We start from the raw sequence: 20,315 nt of genomic DNA on the forward strand, positions 1-20,315 counted from the left end.
GCGGGATATCAGTCATTATCTGATGCATCGCTACAACTGGATTCGGCCACACCAGTTCAATGATGGACTGGCGCCCGCTCAGTACGAGAAAAACCTTAACGTCGTGTCCGGGATGAGTTGACCACTACACAACCCCATCAACTCGCGCCCGCCCCTTGAACCTCCTCCTAACCCCAACCACCACAATCACCACCAGCAACCCAACCACCACAAAAAACACCGTATTGAAAACCGGAAACGGCTGATCACGACTCGTCACGGCTTCGATTTCTGTCACGTTGGGAAACATCGACAGGATCGTTATCCGCCAGCCGTAATAACGAATCAGCGCCAGTTGCTGTGCATCACGTGAGTAGCCCTGGGCTTTGGCCTGGATGTCGGCGGAGTCGAATTTGAAGTACCACGGGAAGCTCCAGGCGGTGTCTTCGTTGCGGTAGACCACGACCTTTTTGGTGTCCGGGTCTTCGGTGTTGATGAAGTACACGTCGCGCGTCGGGCCGTCTGCCGGGTTTTCGGCGTTGACCACGCCGTCGGCGTCCATTCTTTTGACTTCCACGCCGGTGATCATCACGACATCATGGCGCGGCAGGACGTAGTAGAGGCTTAATGCGCCGATCCCGAGTGCAACGAATACCACAAGCCAAATCGACCTTTTAAGCCACTTCATACCAGCGTCCTCTGTTTAAAATTGCGTGACTTTGCCCTAATCCGAACGTATTCGAAGCAAAACAGTTATTACAAAATTCGACAAGGCCGTTTCAGGCGGCGCAGTCTTCCGGAGATTGACATGATTTGGTTCCTTGAAGGGCAGTCCAGCCAGCGCGAAGTGATCATGGGCGCGCGCGATGCATTGCCTGCGTCGGTAAAGATTATTGCTTCCCATCGCCAGCAACGCTCCGAAATTACCGGGCAGGCCGATGTGGCGCTGCAAGAGCCGGTCGACAATGAAGAGCGCATCGACTGGGTGCTCGAAACCGCTCGCTCGCTGGGCGTGAAGACGATCGTCGCCGGGCGAATCGGCGGCGTTTATGAAGCGCAGCGTGCTCGTTTTGTCGCTGAAGGCTTGGACCTCGTTACCGGCGGAACGTCCCTGCAAACGTTTCTGGATGTCGATGACAAGAGTCGTTTCACGGCGGCGGCCGAGGCGGCGGGGCTGGCGTGTATCCCCGCCATCACTGCCTGCAACACTGAGGAGCTGCAAGCGGCCTATGACACTTTGTCGGTCTCGGGCGAGGTGTGTATCAAGCCGGTGGTCGGGATTTATGGCCGTGGTTTTTGGCGGTTCAAGACCGATGTCGACGATTTTCGCTGTTTCGCCAACCCTGATGCGCGCGAAACGACGTTTCAGGCGTACCTTAATGCCTATCGTCAGGCCGATGAGCGCCCGGCGATGTTGCTCATGCCTTACATGCCCGGCAACGAGTGTTCAGTGGACATGGTCTGCGAGCACGGCAAGGCGGTCGCGTTTGTCGGGCGGCGCAAGGTGGGTTTGAATCAGACGTTCGAGCGCGACAGCGAAGCCGTGCAATTGGCGGTGCGAGCCGCCGAGCATTTTGCCTGTGACGGGCTGATCAATGTGCAGACCCGCGACGACGCTGACGGCACGCCACGCTTGCTGGAGATCAACCCGCGCTACTCGGGCGGGATCGGTTACACGCGCGAAACCGGCGTTAACCTGCCGGGCATTTTTGCTGCGCGGCGTCTCGGCTTGAAAGAACCGGAAACACATTGGCTTGAGGATATCCGGGTCAAGGCCATAACCGTCGCTGTACGGGCTACGGTTTGATCAGGATAATAGATTTTTGCTATCAATAATCGCTCTTATCAAGGAGGATCGGGCATGCGGCTTCTGGCGCCAGGTGCAAACACTGCTTTAGCTAACGCCCACTGCTCCTGGAACCTGGAGAGCGGTACATCTTCGGTGTTCGGTGAATACGCCGCCGTGGCGCTGCTGGCGGTCAACGAAAAACGCCAGCCCATGGGCGACCCGGCGCTGTTGCATCAAGAGCAAAGCTGGATGGAGTGGAGCGGCGGCCCCCAGGATGTTGGCTGCACGCTCAAGCTGGACAGGCTCCCGGCGGGCAGTGATCGCGTATTGCTGATGGTTTACGTGTACGCCGCGATGGGCCCGATCCGCGATTTTGCCAGCTTGCGCCTCAAGGTGGATGCCGATATCGAGCATCGCCTGGACCTGCGCGATAACGGCGAAGCGGCGATCATCATCGGCGAGTTCTACAAGCGCAACGACCAATGGAAATTTCGTGCGCTGAGCGAAGGCTCGGCGTACGGGCTGTCGGCGTTCGGCCGCAAGATCGGTCTGGAAGTGGACGATCGTCATCCGCGTCGCCCGTCTGGCGGGGCGGGTGGGCCGGCGGGTGGTCCACGGCACGATTCGGCCACCGGCACCGCGTTTGCGGTCGGGCCGGCGCACGTCATGACCTGCGCCCATGTGATTGAAGACATGGGCGTGCTCTATATCAATTCGCTGGAAGGCCGCTACAAGGCCGAGCCCGTTGTGATCGACCGCCGCAACGATATCGCCTTGCTGCGGGTGCAGGGCGCGTCGCCGTTGTCTGCGGTTACATTCCGCGAGGGGCAGGGCTGTGAACCGGGTGATACCGTGGCGGTGCTGGGTTACCCACTGGCGTCCATTTCCGGCGGCGGGTTGCAGGTGACGCAGGGCGGTATTTCCGGGCTGTTCGGCCTGCACAACGATGCCAGCCTGTTCCAGTTCACTGCGCCCATTCAGCCGGGGTCCAGTGGCAGCCCGTTGTTCGACAACGGCGGCGCAGTCATCGGCATGGTGACGTCCACGGTACCGGACGGGCAAAACATGAATTTTGCAGTGAAATCCGCACTGCTGCTGTCCTTTCTACAGGCGTGCCGCATCAACGCGCCGCAGGCCCGTGCGGAAAGGTCGTACACCACCACAGAAATCTCACGCACCTTCCAGTCATCGTTATGGCTCGTCGAAGCCTCTCGCCAATGAAGTCGGTGTTGCCTGCCCATGTTGCAGGCGCCAGGGGCTGCGGCCCCGTTAATCAGGAATATATCGATGGACAGCAGCGCAGCTTTTTCCAACCCTACAAAGCTTCGTGCTGATCTGCTTCGTGGTCGCCTCGACGTCAGTGTCGATTCGTCCACCATTGCCCCGGATTCACTGTTCGGCTTTGCCGAGCGGCGCAATCCCAAGCGCGCGTTTCTGTTTGTTTCGCGGGTGCTTGGCCGTCACATCCCGGCGCGCCCGAGCGTAATGCTCAAGAGTTTTCAGGACCTGGCGCACAAGATTCCGGCAGACCTGCCAGGCCCGGTGCTGGTCATCGGCATGGCCGAAACGGCCGTCGGCCTGGGTGCCGGTGTGCACCGTGCCTACAGCGAAACACGCTCGGATGCGCTGTATCTGGTCAGTACGCGCCATCCAACCGGCACCGAGCTGTTTGCCCGCTTTGAAGAAGAGCACAGCCACGCCAGCGCGCACTTGATCCACCTGCCTGCCGATACTGCGCTGCGCGACATGATGCTCGGTGCACGTTCGCTGGTGCTGGTCGATGACGAAGCGTCGACGGGCAAGACGTTCATCAATCTGCATCAGGCGCTGGTCGAGGCCGGGCTGAGCAAGATCGAGCGGGTGGTGACCTGCGTGCTCACCGACTGGTCGGCAGGTGCGGTCAGCACATCGATGGGCGCTTCGGCGGAGCAGGTATCGCTGTTGCAGGGCTCGTATTCCTTTGACGAGGACGCCAGCGCGCCGCTGCCAGAAATGCCGGAAGTCGGCACCGTTGCGATGGGCGACTGGCCGCTGGTGACCGCCAACGACTGGGGGCGCATGGGCGTGCTGGCGGTTGCCGATACGCTGGCGCCTGGCCTTACGGTAAACAAGGGCGAGCGTGTTCTGGTGGTCGGCACCAGCGAGTTTGTCTGGCGTCCGTTTCTGCTGGCCGAGCGCCTGGAGAAAGCCGGAGCTGATGTGCATTTCAGCTCCACCAGCCGTTCGCCGATTGCGCTGGGGCATGCCATCGATCACGCGCTGTCGTTCTCGGACAACTACGGGCTGGGCATCCCCAACTTTCTTTATAACGTGCGGCCGGGTCAGTTTGACCGGGTGCTGATCTGCACCGAAACCCCAAGGCAGGCCGTACCCGCCGAGCTGATTGAAGCGCTGAACGCCGAGGTGATTTGCGATGAGTAACGACCGCCCGCTGATCTTCGTCGATCTGGACGACACCCTGTTCCAGACCGCGCGCAAAACACCGGCTGACATTGAAAAGCACGTCGCAACGCTGGATATCAGCGGCAATGCCAACGGCTACATGACCAACGTGCAGAAGTCCTTTGCGCACTGGCTACTGGCGCACGCCGATGTGGTGCCAGTGACCGCGCGCAGTGTCGAGGCTTACAGCCGGGTGAAATTGCCGTTCACTGCCGGCGCGATCTGTTCGCACGGCGGCGTGATGCTCGATGTCATGGGGCGACTGGACCCTGACTGGAACGAGCAGATGAAGCAGACCCTGGCCAGCTATCAGTCGCGGTTGCATGAATTGTCTGCCACCACGCTGGCAATCGGTCAGGAGATGGGCTTTTCACTGCGTGGCTGGGTGGTTGAAGAGGCGCAGCTGTTTCATTACGTGGTGACCAAGCACAACGAAAGCGACGACAGCATCCTCACCAAGGTACTCGCCGAAATGCAGGCCCGAGGCTTGCTCGATGGCATGCACATCCACGGTAACGGCAACAATCTGGCTTTCCTGCCCGAGGGGCTGGCCAAGCGCTACGCCGTTCAGGAATGGCTGCGCCGTGACCTGGCGATCAATGGCGAACGCCCGGTGCTCGGTTTTGGCGACAGCATCACCGACCTGGGTTTCATGGACGAGTGCCACTGGTGGGCGACGCCTGCGCGCAGCCAGTTGGCGAAAATGTTTGTCGGAGCGGCACATGAGTGATCCCGTTCACGGGCTCGACACGGTCGGCAGCGGCAGCTACCTGAGCGACGACGTGCATTTTCTGCTGCGCAGCGTCGACATGCAGACCACCGGCGTCGAGGAAAAGGAACGCCTGATCCAGACGCGGCAAAAACACTATTCGGAAATGATCAGCGAAGAATCCGCGCCCAGTGCTGCCCACAAGGCGCTGTACGAGCTGGCGCTCAGCCAGAACGGCGCGCGCATGGCTGCTGATGTGCAGGCGCTGGCGCAGGCGCTCGATCGTGAATACGACGGCTCGCCGATTATTCTGGTGTCATTCGTGCGCGCCGGTTTGCCGCTCGGTGTGCTGTTGCGTCGGGCCTTGATTGACCTTGATCGCGAAGCGCATCACTACGGCATCAGCATTGTCCGCGATCGCGGCATCGATACCGTAGCGCTGGAGGCCATCATTGAGGCTCACGGCGCGCAGAACATCGTGTTTGTCGACGGCTGGACCGGCAAAGGCGCGATCTCCGGCGAGATCCGCCGCAGTCTGGCAGGCGACACACGTTTCCCCGAAGACCCGCGTCTGGTGGTGCTCGCCGATCCATGCGGCAGCGCCTGGCTGGCGGCGTCTGCTGAAGACTGGGTGATTCCGTCCGGCATTCTGGGTGCAACGGTGTCCGGGCTGGTGTCGCGCTCTATCTGGCCGACCGACGGCGGGCTGCATGGTTGCGTGGTCTATGAGCATTTGCAGGCGCACGACGTTACACGCGGTTTTATTGAACAGATCGACATCCAGCGTCGTCAGAAAGAATGTGCGCTGACGCTGGCACCCTGGACGCCTCAGCAGCGAAGCGAACTCAAAGCTAGGGCATCCCGGGTGATCGGCGCGCTGGCCGAGCGCTTCGACGTCAATAACCTGAATCGCGTCAAGCCCGGCATTGCCGAAGCCACACGGGCAGTCATGCGCCGCGTGCCGGATCACGTGCTGGTCCGCAATCTGGCTGACAGTGACGTGCAATTGCTGCTGCATTTGACTGAAAAAGCGGGCATCCCCGTTGAAGAAGTCGGCGATGTCCTGGGGCCCTATCGGGCGGTGACCATCATACGGAGTCTCGGCTAATGGCCTTATTCTCGCCTTACGCGCTGGGGGCAACGCTGTACATGCCCGCTACCCGAGACGACATCGTCGATGTGGTGTTCGGCGAAAAGATTCCCGAGCTGCGTTCGCTGGTTGTCTGCCTGGAAGATGCAGTCGCGCTGATTGATGTCGACACCGCATTGCTCAACCTGCGCCAGGTGCTGACCCGCATCCACGATCGGGGCGGCCGTCCGGCCAATGGCCCGCTGCTGTTCGTTCGCCCGCGTGACGCGGCGATGGCGCGTATTCTCAACGACTGGCCGTTGATGGCCCACGTTGACGGGTTCGTTGTCCCCAAGCTGTCGCTGAAAAGTCTGACGAGCTGGGAGGCGGCGGTTACCAACCCTGCGCTGGCATTGATGCCTACACTGGAAACTCCGGAAGTGTTCAACCCGACGGCCATGGTCGAGCTGGGGCAGGCGCTCAAAGCCAGCCTGCACGAGCGGATCATCGCCCTGCGCATCGGTGGCAATGACCTGATGGGCTGCCTGGGCTTGCGCCGCAATCCGGCCATGACTTTGTATTCAACGCCGATGGGTTATGTGATCCCGATGCTGGCGGGGGTGATGGGCGCGCAGGGCTTTGCGCTCACCGCGCCGGTGTTCGAACAGCTCGCCACGCCAGACATTCTTGAACAGGAACTGGCGCTCGATATTACCAATGGGTTGGTCGGCAAGACGGCAATTCACCCCTCGCAGGTCAATATCATTCAGAATGCACTACGCGTCAGTCTGGAGGACATGAACTCCGCCCGGATGATTTTGAACTCTGTGGCGCCCGCCGTGTTCAAGTACAACGATGCGATGTGTGAACCGGCCACCCACTACAAGTGGGCAACCCACATCATGGAGCGCGCCAAATGGCACGGAGTGTTACCCACACCCGCTTCGATCATGGATGCCAGCATTCGACTCGCTGAGGCAGTTAGCTAGATGATAGAACCTGACCTTGAAACCGTAGAACCTGATCTTGCACCGGTAGGACCTGATCTTGAAATCGAAGTGGAACAACGCTTGCTGGCGGTGTTCGATTTCGATGGGACGATTACCCGGCACGACAGCTTTGTTCCGTTTCTCAAGTTCGCCTTCGGGCAACGTGTTTTCTCCGTACGCATGGCGCGGCTGGTGCTGCCCAGCCTTGGCTATCTGACCAAGCGCCTGACCCGTGACGAACTCAAAGGCCGGCTGATCAAGGCGTTTCTGAGCGGCGTTGAAGTGCAGTGGCTGCAACAGAAGGCCGAAGCCTTCTGCCAGTCGCACTGGAAACGCCTGATGCGTCCTGCCGCGCTTGAGTCCATCGCGGCTGAAATCGAAAAGGGTGCCATTGTCACGCTTTGTTCAGCATCGCCTGCTATGGTCCTGCAACCCTTCGCTGATCGCTTGAAAGTGGAGCTGATCGGCACCAATCTGGAAGTCATCGACGGCAAGTTGACCGGCTTGATCGAGGGCAGTAATTGCCGTTGCGACTCCAAGGTGGCGCGTCTTGAAAGCGTCTACGGGCCGCTGACGCAGTTCCGGGTTCGCGCCTGGGGCGACACGCGAGGTGATCACGAATTGCTTGCCGCTGCTCAGGATGCGCACTGGCGATTGTTCCATCCGACGTGGCGCCGAGGCCGTTACAAAGGCCCCGTTAACGCCAAGTTACACAATCCCGATGGCAAAGACGGGCCAACACGGTAAGGCTGTAACACTTTTATCCGTATTCCGACGACCACATGGAGCGAAAAATGGCACTCACTTTGGCAAAGAACCAGACGATTTCCCTCGAGAAAACCGCTGGCACCGGCCTCAAGAAAGTCAGCATGGGCCTTGGATGGGACCCTGAGAAAGCCAGTGGTTTCTTCGGCAAACTACTCGGCGGTGGCGGCGGCGATATCGACCTGGATGCCTCGTGCATCATGCTCGATGCCGATAAAAAGCCGCTCGATCTGGTCTGGTTTCGTCAGTTGCAATCGCGTGACGGTGCCATTCAGCACTCCGGCGACAACCGTACTGGCGAAGGCGCTGGCGATGATGAAACCATCAGCGTTGACCTGGAAAAACTGCCAGCAACGGTCAAGTATCTGGTGTTCACCGTCAACTCGTTCACCGGTCAAAACTTCGAAAAAGTCGCCAATGCCTACTGCCGCATCGTGGATCTGGGCACGCGCAACGAACTGGGCCGCTTTGATCTGTCCGAGAAAGGCCAGCACACGGGCGTGGTGATGTCTTATCTGTCGCGTACGCCGTCCGGCTGGGATTTCACCGCCGTAGGCCAGGCCACCAACGGCCGTACTGCCGATGATCTGGTTGAACTGGCCATTGGAGCTGTGCGCGCATGACCCAACTTGTCCCGGGCGCCAACGCCCCAGTCGCTGCCGGTCCGCTGACGGTGGAGATCATTTATTCTCCGCTCGCGGATGCGGATATCGATGTATCTGCGTTCCTGCTGACCAGTTCCGGCAAGGTGCGTGGCGATCAGGACATGTGCTTCTACGGCCAGAAAAGCGTGAACGGCGGCGCGGTCCAGCAGACGGAAGCGTCGGCCGGTCGTGCGGTGTTCAGCCTCGATACCGGCCGCCTTGACCCTGTCATCGAGAAAGTTGCCCTGACCGCGACCATCTACGAGAACAAAGCCAGCTTTGGTAGCGTGTCGCGCCTGGCTCTGAACATTACCGGCGGCATTGAAGCGGATATCCCTACCAACGGCATGAAAGAAACCGCGCTGATTCTGGGCGAGTTCTATTTGCGCCAGGGCGCGTGGAAATTCCGCTGCGTCGCCCAGGGCTTTGCCGGCGGCCTTGAGCCACTGGCAAAAAACTTTGGTGTTGAAGTCTCTGCGCCTCAGGATCAGCCTGCACCTGCACCTGCACCTGCACCTGCACCTGCACCTGCACCTGCACCTGTTCCAGCGCCAGCGGCCAAGTCGACCGTCAACCTGAGCAAGATCACGCTGGACAAGACCCGGGCTTCGATCAGTCTGGAAAAATCCAGTGCCGGCTTCGGCGAGATGCGCGTCAACCTGAACTGGAACCGTCGCAACGACACCAAAGGCGGCGGCTTCTTCTCGATGAAGAAGAGCACGGCCATCGACCTTGATGTAGGCTGCCTCTTTGAATTGCAGGACGGTTTCAAAGGCGCGGTTCAGGCGCTGGGCAACTCGTTTGGTTCGCTCAATGACGAGCCTTTCATCAAATTGATGGGTGATGACCGTACCGGCTCGATCAGCGACGGCGAGTGGCTGCACATCAACGGTGCCCACTGGAACAAGATCCGTCGAATTCTGGTCTATGCCTTCATCTACGAAGGTGCGCCGAACTGGAAAGAAACCGACGGAGTTGTCACCATTCACGCGCCAGGTCAGCCGCCCATCGAGGTTCGCCTCAATGAAGAAGGTGGTCGCCAGGGCATGTGTGCAATTGCTTTGCTGGAAAACGACAACGGTGCGGTCAAGGTGACGCGCTGTGTCGATTTTCATAACGGCCACAGCAACATGGACAAGGCCTATGGCTGGGGCATGCGCTGGGCTGCCGGTTCCAAGTAAACAATACCGTGGTATTTCTGGGCTGGCTGTGCCGCCTCATGGGAGATAGACATGCTGGACTGGTTGAAAACAAACGCAACAGCTGCTCGCGACAAGCTGGCTTCCGAAGTCTCGAAGTTCAAGAATCGCGAATTCATGGACGCTGTAGTTTCCGGCTGTGCCCTGGTATCGGCCGCTGACGGTGATATCAGCTCCAGTGAAAAGCAGAAAATGGCCGGTTTCATTCAAAACTCTCAGGAACTGAAAGTTTTCGACATGAAGGAAGTCATTCAAGGCTTCCAGGAAGCCTGCTCCAAGTTTGAGTTCGATTTTGAAATTGGCCGTGCCGAAGCGTTGAAAACCATCGGCAAGATCAAAAAGAAAGAAGATGCCTCCCGTTTGCTGGTGCGCGTCTGCTGTGCTATCGGTGGTGCCGATGGCAGCTTCGATGAGAAAGAGCGGGAAGTCTGCCGCACGATCTGCCGAGAGCTTGGCCTCAACCCGTCCGATTTCGACCTGTAATTTTTTACCCTAAGGAACGCAGTTAAATGGAAAGCACCTCTCTAGGCTTCCCTCCACTCACGATGGCGGTTTTCGTCGGTCTGGCCATTACGGCCATGGCTATCGATATGTTTTCCCATCGCGGAAACAAGCCGATCACCCTCGCGCAAGCTTCGGCGTGGTCGATTTTCTGGGTCGCCATTTCGCTGGCTTTCGCCGGTTTCCTGTATGTGCAGCATGGCTCCGAAGTTGCCACGCTGTTCGTGACCGGTTATGCGCTGGAAAAAGTGCTGAGCGTCGACAACCTGTTCGTGTTCATGGCCTTGTTCTCCTGGTTCAAGATTCCGGATGGCCTGCGCCACCGCGTTCTGTACTGGGGCATCATCGGTGCCATCGTTTTCCGCGGCATCTTCGTCGCCATCGGTACAGGCCTGCTGGCGCTGGGCCCGTGGGTCGAAGTGGTGTTTGCGGTCATCGTTGCCTGGACAGCCATCATGATGCTCAGAGCGGGTGATGACGACGACGAAGAAGTCGACTACTCGCAACACATGGCTTATCGCTTCGCCAAGAAACTGTTCCCGGTGTGGCCAAAACTGCACGGCAGCAACTTCTTCGTGCGTCGTTCGGTGTTGGAAGAAGAAGTCAAGAAACCGGAAAACGCCGGTATCACACTGGCCGCCAAAGGCGCTCTGTTCGCGACCCCGTTGTTCCTGTGTCTGGTCGTGGCAGAGATCTCCGACGTACTGTTCGCCTTCGACTCTGTGCCTGCAATCATCGCAGTGAGCCGTGAGCCTCTGATCGTGTTCTCGGCCATGCTGTTCGCGATTCTGGGCCTGCGTACCTTGTATTTCGTACTTGAAGCCCTCAAACGTTACCTGGTGCATCTGGAGAAGGCAGTTATCGCCTTGCTGTTCTTCATCGCCATCAAACTGGGCCTGAACGCGACCAACCATCTGTTCCATCACGGTTACGAAATCAGCGCCAACGCCAGCTTGCTGGTCGTGGTTGTCGTGCTGATCATCGGTATCGTTGCAAGCCTGCTCTTCCCGGGTAAAGAAGAACCTGCCGAAGAAAAAGCGTAAACACTGGATAAAGGAGATAAACGAATCATGGCTTTGACTCTGCAAAAAGGTGGCAACCTTTCGCTGTCGAAAACCGACCCTACCCTGACCAGCGTATTGATTGGTCTGGGCTGGGATCCGCGTGCCACTGACGGCCAGGAGTTTGACCTGGACGCCAGCGCATTCCTGCTGAGCGCCAATGGCAAGGTCCGCAGTGAAGCTGACTTCATTTTCTACAACCAGCTCAAGAGCGCCGACGGATCCGTCGAACACACCGGTGACAACCGTACCGGTGCTGGCGACGGCGACGACGAAGTGCTCAAGGTCGATCTGACCCGCGTACCTGCCGATGTCGACAAGGTCGTTTTTGTCGTGACCATTCACGATGCCGACAGCCGCAAGCAGAACTTCGGTCAGGTGGGTGGCTCGTTCATCCGCGTCCTGAATGAAAAGTCCGGCTCTGAAGTTGTTCGTTATGACCTGGCAGAAGACGCTTCGACCGAAACTGCAATGGTGTTTGCCGAGCTGTATCGCAACGCTGGCGAGTGGAAGTTTCGTGCGGTTGGCCAGGGTTATGCCGGTGGCCTGAAAGCTGTTGCCAACTCTTTCGGCATGAATTTCTGATTCACGCCTAACCATTTTTCTGAAAAGGATTACGAACATGGCAGTAAGTCTGAGTAAAGGCGGTAACGTTTCCCTGTCGAAAGAGGCCCCGGGCCTGACAGAAATCACCGTGGGCCTGGGCTGGGATCCACGTGTTACCGATGGCACCGAGTTCGATCTGGACGCGTCGATCTTCATCGTTGGCGAAAATGGCAAGGTGTTGGACGACAACAGCTTCATTTTCTACAACAACAAGAAATCGACCGATGGTTCGGTTGAACACCTGGGCGACAACCGCTCCGGTGCTGGCGACGGTGATGACGAGTCGGTAACGGTCAAGCTCACTGGCCTGGCAGCTGCAGTCAAGAAGCTGGTTTTCGCAGTCACCATCCACTCGGCCGAAGAGCGCAAGCAAAGCTTTGGTCAGGTTGGAAACGCTTACATCCGCGTTGTGAACAAGGCTGACGGCAAGGAAATCGCTCGCTACGACCTGTCGGAAGATGCATCGACCGAAACCGCGATGATCTTCGGCGAGCTGTATCGCAATGGCGACGAGTTCAAGTTCAAGGCCATTGGCCAAGGCTTCGCAGGCGGCCTGAAGCCGTTGGCAGAAGCACACGGCGTGGCAATCGGCTAAACCCGAGCAACGCCCAATAAAAACCCCCGCCAGCGATGGCGGGGGTTTTTTATTGGGGCTTTTGAACGTATTGGCTGGTTACAAGGCTATCCGTTCACATGCTCCAGTGTGGCACGATAGTTAAGATTATCGTTCCGCACGCTCCAGCGTGGGAACGCATTTCGCGACGCTCTGCGTCGCAAAGAGGACGCGGAGCGTCCTGAACGGCATGTCGACGCGGAGCGTCGCACGATAGTCAGTAGTTGAGATCATCGTTGCGCATGCTCACCCCCTACAGGATCCCCGCACCCTTGGCCGCTTTCAGCCAGTCTGGAAACTCTTCCATCAGCAGGTCATAGAGCTTCTCTTCCGGCACCTCGTCCAGACGGTCCAGGGCAAAGAAGTTGCAGTTGTCGACGACCCTGCCGCCCATGTCATCGAGCTTTTCCAGAATGCCGTAACCGCGACCACCCAGGCCTACGAACTGCCAGAAGATCGGCAGCTTGGCGGCTTCGATCATCAGCTTGGTGATTTCCCGGTCCTGATGCACGCCGCCGTCGCTGATGAACAGGATGTAGACCGGCGTCTTGTCGCCTGACTTCTTGTAATAGTCGATGACCATGCGCATCGCCTTCGGCTCATCGTTGATGCGTGAGCCCAGTTCCCAGTCTTTCCAGCCTCCGTGATCGGTCTTGATGAAGTTCTGGAAGTTTTTCAGCGTGACTGCATTCAACTGCTGCGGCTTTGCCCCGAACGCCCAGCAATCCAGCGCACCGTCGTCATCGAAATGCACGGCAAGGGGGATCAGGCGATCAACCACTTCCTGAACGTGACCACGGGTGTATTGCGGGTTCATCGAGCCAGACGCATCCAGCACCAGGCCGACCCGTGCCTTGGTGTCGGTCAGCTTGGCTTTTTCCAGGCTGACCTGGGCCTTCTTCGCCAGGCTGATCAACTGCGGCGCAGCGTCGGCGATTTTCTTTTCCAGTGAAATGCGTGCAGGGGCGGCAGGCGCGGGCGGCGGCGCATCCGCGACTTCGCCGCCAAAATGCACCACCAGCGCATCCAGCCCGGCGTTGTAGCCCTGCAGGTTGGATGCGATGCGCCATTCACCGTTCTTGCGGTAGATGTCAGCAACCATGATGGCTTTCTCGGCGGCGAAGGTTGCGCCGGAGAATTCGCCACGAGCCACTTCGCGGCCCTGATGCTGAATGCTGAAATGACTCGCCTGGATATCGCTCATGACGCCCGCGCCATCGATGGACGCGGTGAACACCAACCGATCGATGGAGGCTGGCAAGCCGTCCAGCGCGAGCTGGAAATCCCCGCCGTTGGCCTGTTTTACGCTGTTGCAGGGGCTGGTCGGTTGGTTGAAGAAGATCATGTAGCGGTCGTCCGACAGCTTGCCGTTGGCATCGACGCCAAAGCAGACGTAGTCGATCACATGCGCGGATTTGATCACGATCGACAGCGTGAGATCGTTGCCCTGAATCAGCGTGGAAAGGGGGATGCGTTGACCTTGAGTAATCTGCATGTCGCTTCCTTGGCAAAGAGGGCGTCGGATAGCCCTCGGTCAAATGACGAAGTGGTCACATTAACGTTCGCTTCTGCCCACACCGGCCGGCCCGGCCGCCAGCATGCGCCCGGCCAGACGCGAAAAGGGCAGGCTTTGCAGCCATACCGTGCCAGGCCCGGTCAACCTGGCGAAAAACACGCCTTCACCGCCGAACAGCATGGATTTGATGCCACCGCCGACCATGCGAATATCGTAGTCGACCGTCTGAGTCATGGCTGCCAGGCAGCCGGTATCCACATCCAGCGCTTCGCCCGCGGCCAGTTCGATCTTGCGCACCGTGCCGCCCATGTGCACGAATACCCAGCCATCACCTTCGAGCTTTTGCAGGATAAAGCCTTCGCCGCCGAACAGTCCGGTGAGGATTTTCTTCTGAAACTGGATGCCGATGGAGACGCCCTTGGCACCGGCCAGAAAGCTGTCTTTCTGGCAGATCAGCTTGCCGCCGAAATCGCGCAGGTTCAGGGGCAGGATGGTGCCGGGGTAGGGCGCAGCGAAAGCGACCCGGCCCTTGCCGGAGCCTTGTTGCGAGAACACCGTGGTAAACAGGCTTTCGCCGGTGAGCATGCGCTTGCCGGCACCGAATAACGAACCCAGCAGCCCGGACGACTGATTGCTGCCGTCGCCGAAAATAGTCTCCATTTGCACGTCGCAGGTCTTGTACATCATCGCCCCGGCTTCGGCGACTGCACTCTCGCCGGGATCAAGTTCCAGCTCGACAAACTGGGTTTCTGCGCCGTACAGCTTGAAATCCACGCCATCGGTCGCTTGCCCCTGACCGTAGCCGCCCGAGGCGTTCGGGTCCGGGGTAAACGAAGGACGTTTGGCGGGTACAGGCGCAGGTGTAGGGCCGGCCTGTGCGGGCAGGCCTGAGGGCTTGGGCTGAATCATGTCCGGCGTCGGATCCGGGAACGGTGTCACGCCGTCCTTTTTCATGGCGCGCACCTTCGCCACCTGATAGATCGGCAGCCAGTCCGGCATGCCCTGTTTCCAGCACCAGGCCCCAGGCGCTTCGCGCGCGATCAGCCGCGCCGCAGCGTCATCCATCGGGCCGAGCTGCTTGCCCGCATTCATGACAAACCAGTGTTCCAAAGCGTCTACTCCCCAGCGATTGGTGACAGTCGTCTGCCCGGTGCGTCAGAGGCTCAGGCGCATGGACAGGTCCACGGCTTTCACGTCCTTGGTCATCGCACCGATGGAAATGTAATCCACCCCGGTATCGGCAATGACCCGCAGCGTGTCGTCGTTGATGCCGCCACTGGCTTCCAGGCGGGCGCGGCCTGCGGTCAGGCGCACGGCTTCGCGCATGTCATCCAGGCTCAGCTCGTCGAGCATGATGATATCGGCCCCGGCGTCCAGCGCCTGTTTCAATTCGCCCAGGCTTTCGACCTCGACCTCGACAGGCTTGCCCGGTGCAATCCGGTGCGCCGCTGTCACGGCCTGGGCGATGCCGCCACAGGCTGCAATATGGTTTTCCTTGATCAGAAACGCGTCGTACAAGCCAATGCGATGGTTATGACAGCCGCCGCAGGTGACTGCGTATTTTTGCGCCATACGCAGGCCCGGCAGCGTCTTGCGGGTGTCCAGCAGTTTGACCTGAGTGCCCGCCACGATATCGGCGAAATATTTCGCGCGTGTGGCGACCCCGGAAAGCATCTGCAAAAAATTGAGTGCACTGCGTTCGCCGGTGAGCAGCGAACGGGCAGGGCCTTCAAGGTGGAACAGCGCCTGATTGGGGCTGACACATTCACCATCGACCACTTGCCAGTGCACCGCCACGCGCGGGTCCAGCTGGCGAAAGACCGCATCGACCCAGGCAGTGCCAGCGATCACTGCGGCATCGCGCGAGATGATGGTGGCCTTGGCCAGCCGTTCTGCCGGAATCAACTGGGCGGTGATATCGCTGCTGCCAACATCTTCAAGCAATGCGCGACGCACATTGGCTTCGATCTCGGCGCTCAGGTCGGCAATTCGTAAATTCGGCATAGCGGGCTCCACTGACAAAGTCGTCCGAGTATAAGGCACTGCATCGCGCTAACCCACCTGCGCCAGCGCTCTTGCCCGGTTTGCCCAACGTGCAGTTGGTCGGTTTGGCAAATTGGTTTGCGATGGAACGCAAAAAACGTGGTCTATCGCTGCATATGAGTGCCTTGTCACATTTCTCACTAGAGTGAGGGAAAAGTCTCGCTGGCGTTGATGACAAGTTTTGAAAGATAATCCGACTTGTAATTGACGTCATGAGTTTGACGTTTCTGCAAGGCCAAGGGGGCCGCTTCACAGTACGAGGGTGGCAAGCCACGTGTGTGATGGGGTTCAGGTTGTTTCCTGTCAGGGGGTGTAATGCCGAACGACGAAAAAGTAGTGCCGTTGAGCAAATTGCTCCCTGCGCAAGGGGCAAGTTCGCCTCTGGCCCGATTACCCGTTGTGCTGCTGCAGGTCCGCGATAAAGCGGCGCAACAGCTCAAGGATGCCCTGCAGGCGCTGTTTGATAATGCGGACGACACGCTGTTCGAAATGGCTGACCGTGCCTCCAACAACACCGACCAGAACATCTTTTTTGAAGCCATGCGTGACTTGCGCCTCAAGCGTAAAAGCATAGAGCGTTGCTTTCTCGACAAGTTCTACGAGTCTTTTCTGGCGCTGGGCCAGTATCAAATTCAGGAGCCCGCCCTGCCAGCCGCCGTGTCATTCGACAAGCTGGCGCTGGTGCATAACGACGAGCTCGAGAAAACCGTGGCTGTCGATGCGATGGTCAGCAAGGTCATGAGTCGCGACAGTCTCGCGCTGGGCCAACTGACTGCGCGCCTGAACGTGCTGATTCCGCAGACCATCGCCGAGGAAAACAACCCGTTGGGGCCGGCGATGCTCTGCAGGTTCTTTCTTGAGGCCGGGCGCAGCCTTGGCGTCGAGATCAAGGTCAAGCTGATCATTCTCAAGTTGTTCGAGAAATACGTTCTGGCCAACACCGACCACCTGTATTGCGAAGCGAACCGTTTGCTGATCGCCACGGGTGTGTTGCCGGACATGAAAGCCCTGCCTGCCCGTCGTTCGTCCGACCGCGCGGCACCCAGAAGTCGTGTTTCGGAAATGTCCGATCCGGCGCTGAACGAGGCTGCCGACAAACTCGACAAGGGCGTGCAGGAAGTCTTCTCGGCCTTGCAGGAATTGCTGCTGAGCGTGCGTGGCAACCTTGTTCCGCGCCACGAGCCCAATGCTGAAGTACGCCCGATTTCCAGCAAGGATCTAATGCGTCTGCTGTCTCACCTGCAGCAATACGTGCCTTCTCAGGACGCAGCTGACGATTTCGACCTGCGCAATCAACTGGAACAGTTGCTGACGCGCGTCAACGTCAAGACCGGCAAATCCAGGATTGTTGGCGGCGGCGATGAAGATGTGATCAATCTGATCGCCATGCTGTTCGAGTTCATCCTCGATGATCGCAACCTGACGCCTTCGCTACGTGCGCTGATCGGGCGTCTGCAGATTCCGATGCTCAAGGTCGCGGTGCTCGATAAAAGCTTCTTCAGTCGCGGCAGTCATCCGGCCCGGCGCCTGCTCAATGAGATTGCGACAGCCGCACTGGGCTGGGGCGGTCGTGACGACTTTCAGCGTGATTCGCTTTATCAGCATGTCGAGCAAATCGTGCAGCGTCTGCTGAATGACTTTGTCGACGATCCGGCGATCTTTTCCGAATTGCTGGCGGACTTTCTCGCCTTCACCAGCGACGAGCGCCGTCGCAGCGAGCTGCTTGAACAACGCACCCGTGATGCCGAAGAAGGTCGCGCACGCGCCGAACTGGCCCGGCACCAGGTGCAGCAGGAACTGAATCAGCGTCTGCTCGGCAAAACCTTGCCCGAAGTGGTTGTGCGCCTGTTGCAGGAGGCCTGGAGCAAGGTGCTGCTGCTGACCTGTCTCAAACATGGCGAGCAGTCCAGTGAATGGCAGGCCGGGTTGACGACCATGGACGAGTTGATCTGGAGCGTCGAGCAACATGACGACCCGCAGGCCCTGCAACGCCTGCTGGACCTGGTGCCGGGGCTGCTCAAGTCGCTGCGCGACGGGCTCACCAGTGCGGCGTTTGATCCGTTTGCCACCAGCGAATTCTTCAGCCAGCTGGAGTCGTTGCACGTTCAGGCATTTCAGCACTTCTCGCGCCTGCAGGAAGCGAGCGGCAACGGGCTGCCAGGCGATGCAGATGTAACAGGTGCTGAACCTGCTGAAGGGCCGCCGATGATGGAGGTGGTCGAGGAAATCGTTCTGATCGCCCCTGAAGAACGCATGCTCAACGAGCCGACGGTGCAACTGCCAGACGACGACGCTGGCCTGCGCATGGTCGACACATTGCGCGTCGGCTGCTGGGTCGAGATTCAGGAAGACGAAGAACACAAACTGCGTTGCAAACTGACCGCCATCGTCGAGCCGACCGGCCGCTACGTGTTCGTCAACCGCACCGGTATGAAAGTCCTGGAAAAAACCCGCATCGGCCTTGCCGTCGAGTTTCGCCGCGGTGCTGTACGGGTCCTCGATGATGCATTGCTGTTCGACCGTGCACTGGAATCGGTAATCAGCAACCTGCGCAAGCTGAAGGGCGCCTGATCGCCCGGTTTTACGTTGTCGGTCCTACATCTATGTGTTGGCCTAACTGTTCAGCAAATCTTCATTTGCTGTACCGGCCCTTTCGTGAGCAAGCTCACTCCCACAGGATGATGTTCACTCGTGGGAGCGAGCTTGCTCGCGAAGGTGGATTAATTGTTCAGCAAATCTTCATTGGCTGTACCGGCCTCTTCGTGAGCAAGCTCCCACGGGGATCCTGTATTCCGCCTGATGCCGCAGTTCCAGCCCCGCTTTCTCGGCTTATCCGGACTCATGTAAAACGCTGAGCACTGGTGCGTAGGTAACGAGAGACTCGTACAGAGGGCATTTCCTACGTTGCGGGTCCGCGAGTGAACCCCCACATCTGTTTCTGTCGCGGGCATAATCAACGCCACTCATCCGCTCGCACAAGGAGCACACATGCAACTGGACCCCGCAAGCGGTTGGTGCGATGGCGTGCAGCACTGCCCTTCGCCCAACTTCAATGCGCGACCCACAGGCGAGATATCGCTGCTGGTGATCCACAACATCAGCCTGCCGCCGGCACAATTCAAAACCGGCAAAGTGCAGGCTTTCTTCCAGAACCAACTGGACACCACCGAGCATCCCTACTTTATGGGGATTGCCGACCTGCGCGTTTCAGCGCATTTTCTGATTGAACGTGATGGCGACGTCATTCAGTTCGTCTCTTGTCTTGATCGCGCATGGCACGCCGGCGTGTCCAGCTTCGACGGGCGTGAGGGGTGTAATGACTTCTCCGTCGGCATCGAGCTGGAAGGCACTGACGAACAGCCGTTCACCGATGCGCAATACAACGCACTGATCGACCTGACGCGTCAGTTACGACAGGCTTACGTAGCGATTACCCCCGAGCGCATTTGTGGCCACAGCGACATAGCGCCGGGACGCAAGACTGATCCGGGCCCCTGTTTCGACTGGGGCAGGTTTCAAGCGGCTTTGCAGGATTGACCCGAGGGACGAACAATGAGTTTTCTGGTGCTACTGCTGGCAGTACTTATCGAAAAGTTTTCTGCCCTGCGTCAGCGCGTGCAACGTGATGAACCGTGGCTGAATGCGTTGGCCAGGCGTGAGGCCAGCCCGCGTACGGCGAAACGCCCCTGGCTGACGCTGGCGTTGCTGATTCTGGTGCCGGTTTTGCTGCTGCAACTGGCGCTGACCATTATCGGGTCGGTGGCGTATGGCTGGCTGGTACTGCCCATCCACCTGCTGGTGCTGATCTACAGCCTGGGGCGGGTCGATCTGATTGCAGTGCTCGGCCCGTTCCGCGATGCCTGCCGACGTGGCGACGCGCAGGCCGCGGTGCACGTTGCCCAGCGCGACATGGGCGTCGAGGCCGATGATGGCGAGCAATTGCTGCAAGGCGTGCAGGGTTACATGCTCTGGCAGGCGTTCCAGAGTTTTTTCGCAGTGATCTTCTGGTATTTCGTGCTCGGCCCGGTGGCGGCGCTGGCTTATCGGCTTTTGGCCCTTGCCGCTGAACATGGCAAGACACCCGCGCTGGTCGAGCGGGCAGGGCAGTTGCGCCACGCCTTCGACTGGGTTCCGGTCAGGTTGCTGGCGGCAAGCTTTGCGCTGGTCGGCAATTTTGTCGCGGTCAGCCGGGTGATGCTGCATGAGCTGCTCAACTGGAACATCAGCGCCGCGCAATTGATCACCCGCATTGGCTGTGCCGCCAGCGAGGTCCCGCCGCCGGTCATCGGGACGCAAGGGGTGACGAGCCTCGACATGCTCTGGGAGCTGCTGGTGCGTGCCGCGATTGTCTGGTACGCAGGGTTTGCGTTGTGGACGCTGTTGCGCTGAT

At 59.0% G+C, this 20,315-nt stretch carries 20 protein-coding genes and 1 pseudogene; 17 read left to right on the forward strand and 4 right to left on the reverse strand.

Annotated features, from left to right (window positions below):
• Positions 1–121 (forward strand): annotated as a pseudogene (locus DW49_RS1000000132095) (IS3 family transposase); the annotation flags it as partial.
• A 3-nt stretch (positions 122–124) separates the two neighbouring features.
• Here DW49_RS1000000132095 and DW49_RS0114110 read toward each other — a convergent pair.
• Positions 125–667 (reverse strand): DUF1523 family protein, encoded by a 543-nt coding sequence (locus DW49_RS0114110; RefSeq protein ID WP_024421293.1) that lies wholly within the window; start codon positions 665–667, stop codon positions 125–127.
• Between the two features lie 120 nt (positions 668–787).
• On the opposite strand from DW49_RS0114110, the gene DW49_RS0114115 reads away from it, so the two are divergent.
• From DW49_RS0114115 to DW49_RS0114175, 13 genes are all read left to right on the forward strand, one after another.
• Complete coding sequence (locus tag DW49_RS0114115; RefSeq protein WP_005614812.1) at positions 788–1,786, forward strand: ATP-grasp domain-containing protein; 999 nt, start codon at positions 788–790, stop codon at positions 1,784–1,786.
• Positions 1,787–1,840: 54 nt separating this feature from the next.
• The gene (locus DW49_RS0114120) at positions 1,841–2,989 is read left to right on the forward strand and encodes a trypsin-like peptidase domain-containing protein (RefSeq protein WP_005614813.1); all 1,149 of its coding nucleotides are present in this window, start codon (positions 1,841–1,843) and stop codon (positions 2,987–2,989) included.
• Between the two features lie 66 nt (positions 2,990–3,055).
• Positions 3,056–4,189, forward strand: coding sequence for a phosphoribosyltransferase domain-containing protein (locus DW49_RS0114125; RefSeq protein ID WP_005614814.1), 1,134 nt, complete (start codon positions 3,056–3,058; stop codon positions 4,187–4,189).
• Positions 4,182–4,940 (forward strand): HAD family hydrolase, encoded by a 759-nt coding sequence (locus tag DW49_RS0114130; protein WP_003383232.1) that lies wholly within the window; start codon positions 4,182–4,184, stop codon positions 4,938–4,940. Before DW49_RS0114125 ends, DW49_RS0114130 begins: the two co-directional genes overlap by 8 nt.
• Positions 4,933–6,027 carry a cysteine protease StiP family protein gene (locus tag DW49_RS0114135; RefSeq protein WP_005614815.1) on the forward strand — a complete coding sequence of 365 codons (1,095 nt, stop codon included), beginning with the start codon at positions 4,933–4,935 and terminating at the stop codon, positions 6,025–6,027. The genes DW49_RS0114130 and DW49_RS0114135 overlap by 8 nt, the downstream gene beginning before the upstream one ends.
• Positions 6,027–6,977, forward strand: coding sequence for an HpcH/HpaI aldolase/citrate lyase family protein (locus tag DW49_RS0114140; RefSeq protein ID WP_003383235.1), 951 nt, complete (start codon positions 6,027–6,029; stop codon positions 6,975–6,977). Before DW49_RS0114135 ends, DW49_RS0114140 begins: the two co-directional genes overlap by 1 nt.
• Complete coding sequence (locus tag DW49_RS0114145; RefSeq protein WP_003383237.1) at positions 6,978–7,724, forward strand: HAD-IB family hydrolase; 747 nt, start codon at positions 6,978–6,980, stop codon at positions 7,722–7,724.
• A 47-nt stretch (positions 7,725–7,771) separates the two neighbouring features.
• Positions 7,772–8,365, forward strand: coding sequence for a TerD family protein (locus tag DW49_RS0114150; protein WP_003383238.1), 594 nt, complete (start codon positions 7,772–7,774; stop codon positions 8,363–8,365).
• On the forward strand, positions 8,362–9,567 hold the full coding sequence (locus DW49_RS0114155) for a TerD family protein (protein ID WP_024421294.1): 1,206 nt from the start codon (positions 8,362–8,364) through the stop codon (positions 9,565–9,567). The genes DW49_RS0114150 and DW49_RS0114155 overlap by 4 nt, the downstream gene beginning before the upstream one ends.
• Positions 9,568–9,618: 51 nt before the next feature.
• On the forward strand, positions 9,619–10,068 hold the full coding sequence (locus DW49_RS0114160) for a tellurite resistance TerB family protein (RefSeq protein ID WP_005614818.1): 450 nt from the start codon (positions 9,619–9,621) through the stop codon (positions 10,066–10,068).
• Positions 10,069–10,094: 26 nt separating this feature from the next.
• The gene (locus DW49_RS0114165; protein WP_003383242.1) at positions 10,095–11,129 is read left to right on the forward strand and encodes a TerC/Alx family metal homeostasis membrane protein; all 1,035 of its coding nucleotides are present in this window, start codon (positions 10,095–10,097) and stop codon (positions 11,127–11,129) included.
• A 27-nt stretch (positions 11,130–11,156) separates the two neighbouring features.
• Entirely contained in the window at positions 11,157–11,732 is a 576-nt protein-coding gene (locus DW49_RS0114170) for a TerD family protein (protein WP_003383243.1), read from the forward strand.
• Positions 11,733–11,769: 37 nt separating this feature from the next.
• Positions 11,770–12,348, forward strand: a complete 579-nt coding sequence (locus DW49_RS0114175; RefSeq protein ID WP_003383244.1) for a TerD family protein — start codon at positions 11,770–11,772, stop codon at positions 12,346–12,348.
• A 271-nt stretch (positions 12,349–12,619) separates the two neighbouring features.
• Here DW49_RS0114175 and DW49_RS0114180 read toward each other — a convergent pair whose 3' ends face one another.
• The 3 genes from DW49_RS0114180 to nadC are packed head-to-tail and all read right to left on the reverse strand — an operon-like array spanning position 12,620 to position 15,886.
• A complete protein-coding gene (locus DW49_RS0114180) occupies positions 12,620–13,861 on the reverse strand; it encodes a VWA domain-containing protein (RefSeq protein ID WP_005614819.1) in 1,242 nt (413 codons plus the stop codon).
• Positions 13,862–13,921: 60 nt separating this feature from the next.
• Positions 13,922–14,992 (reverse strand): TIGR00266 family protein, encoded by a 1,071-nt coding sequence (locus DW49_RS0114185; RefSeq protein WP_005614820.1) that lies wholly within the window; start codon positions 14,990–14,992, stop codon positions 13,922–13,924.
• A 45-nt stretch (positions 14,993–15,037) separates the two neighbouring features.
• Positions 15,038–15,886 carry a carboxylating nicotinate-nucleotide diphosphorylase gene (gene nadC, locus DW49_RS0114190; RefSeq protein ID WP_024420214.1) on the reverse strand — a complete coding sequence of 283 codons (849 nt, stop codon included), beginning with the start codon at positions 15,884–15,886 and terminating at the stop codon, positions 15,038–15,040.
• Between the two features lie 354 nt (positions 15,887–16,240).
• Between nadC and DW49_RS0114195 the strand changes: the two genes are divergently transcribed.
• From DW49_RS0114195 to ampE, 3 genes are all read left to right on the forward strand, one after another.
• Complete coding sequence (locus DW49_RS0114195; protein WP_024420213.1) at positions 16,241–18,496, forward strand: DUF1631 domain-containing protein; 2,256 nt, start codon at positions 16,241–16,243, stop codon at positions 18,494–18,496.
• Positions 18,497–18,913: 417 nt separating this feature from the next.
• The gene (gene ampD, locus DW49_RS0114200; protein WP_005614824.1) at positions 18,914–19,462 is read left to right on the forward strand and encodes a 1,6-anhydro-N-acetylmuramyl-L-alanine amidase AmpD; all 549 of its coding nucleotides are present in this window, start codon (positions 18,914–18,916) and stop codon (positions 19,460–19,462) included.
• Positions 19,463–19,477: 15 nt separating this feature from the next.
• A complete protein-coding gene (gene ampE, locus DW49_RS0114205; RefSeq protein ID WP_005614825.1) occupies positions 19,478–20,314 on the forward strand; it encodes a regulatory signaling modulator protein AmpE in 837 nt (278 codons plus the stop codon).
• The last annotated feature ends 1 nt before the right edge of the window (position 20,315 follow it).

Source organism: Pseudomonas avellanae BPIC 631 (assembly GCF_000444135.1).
GTDB classification, from domain to species: Bacteria; Pseudomonadota; Gammaproteobacteria; order Pseudomonadales; family Pseudomonadaceae; genus Aquipseudomonas; species Aquipseudomonas avellanae.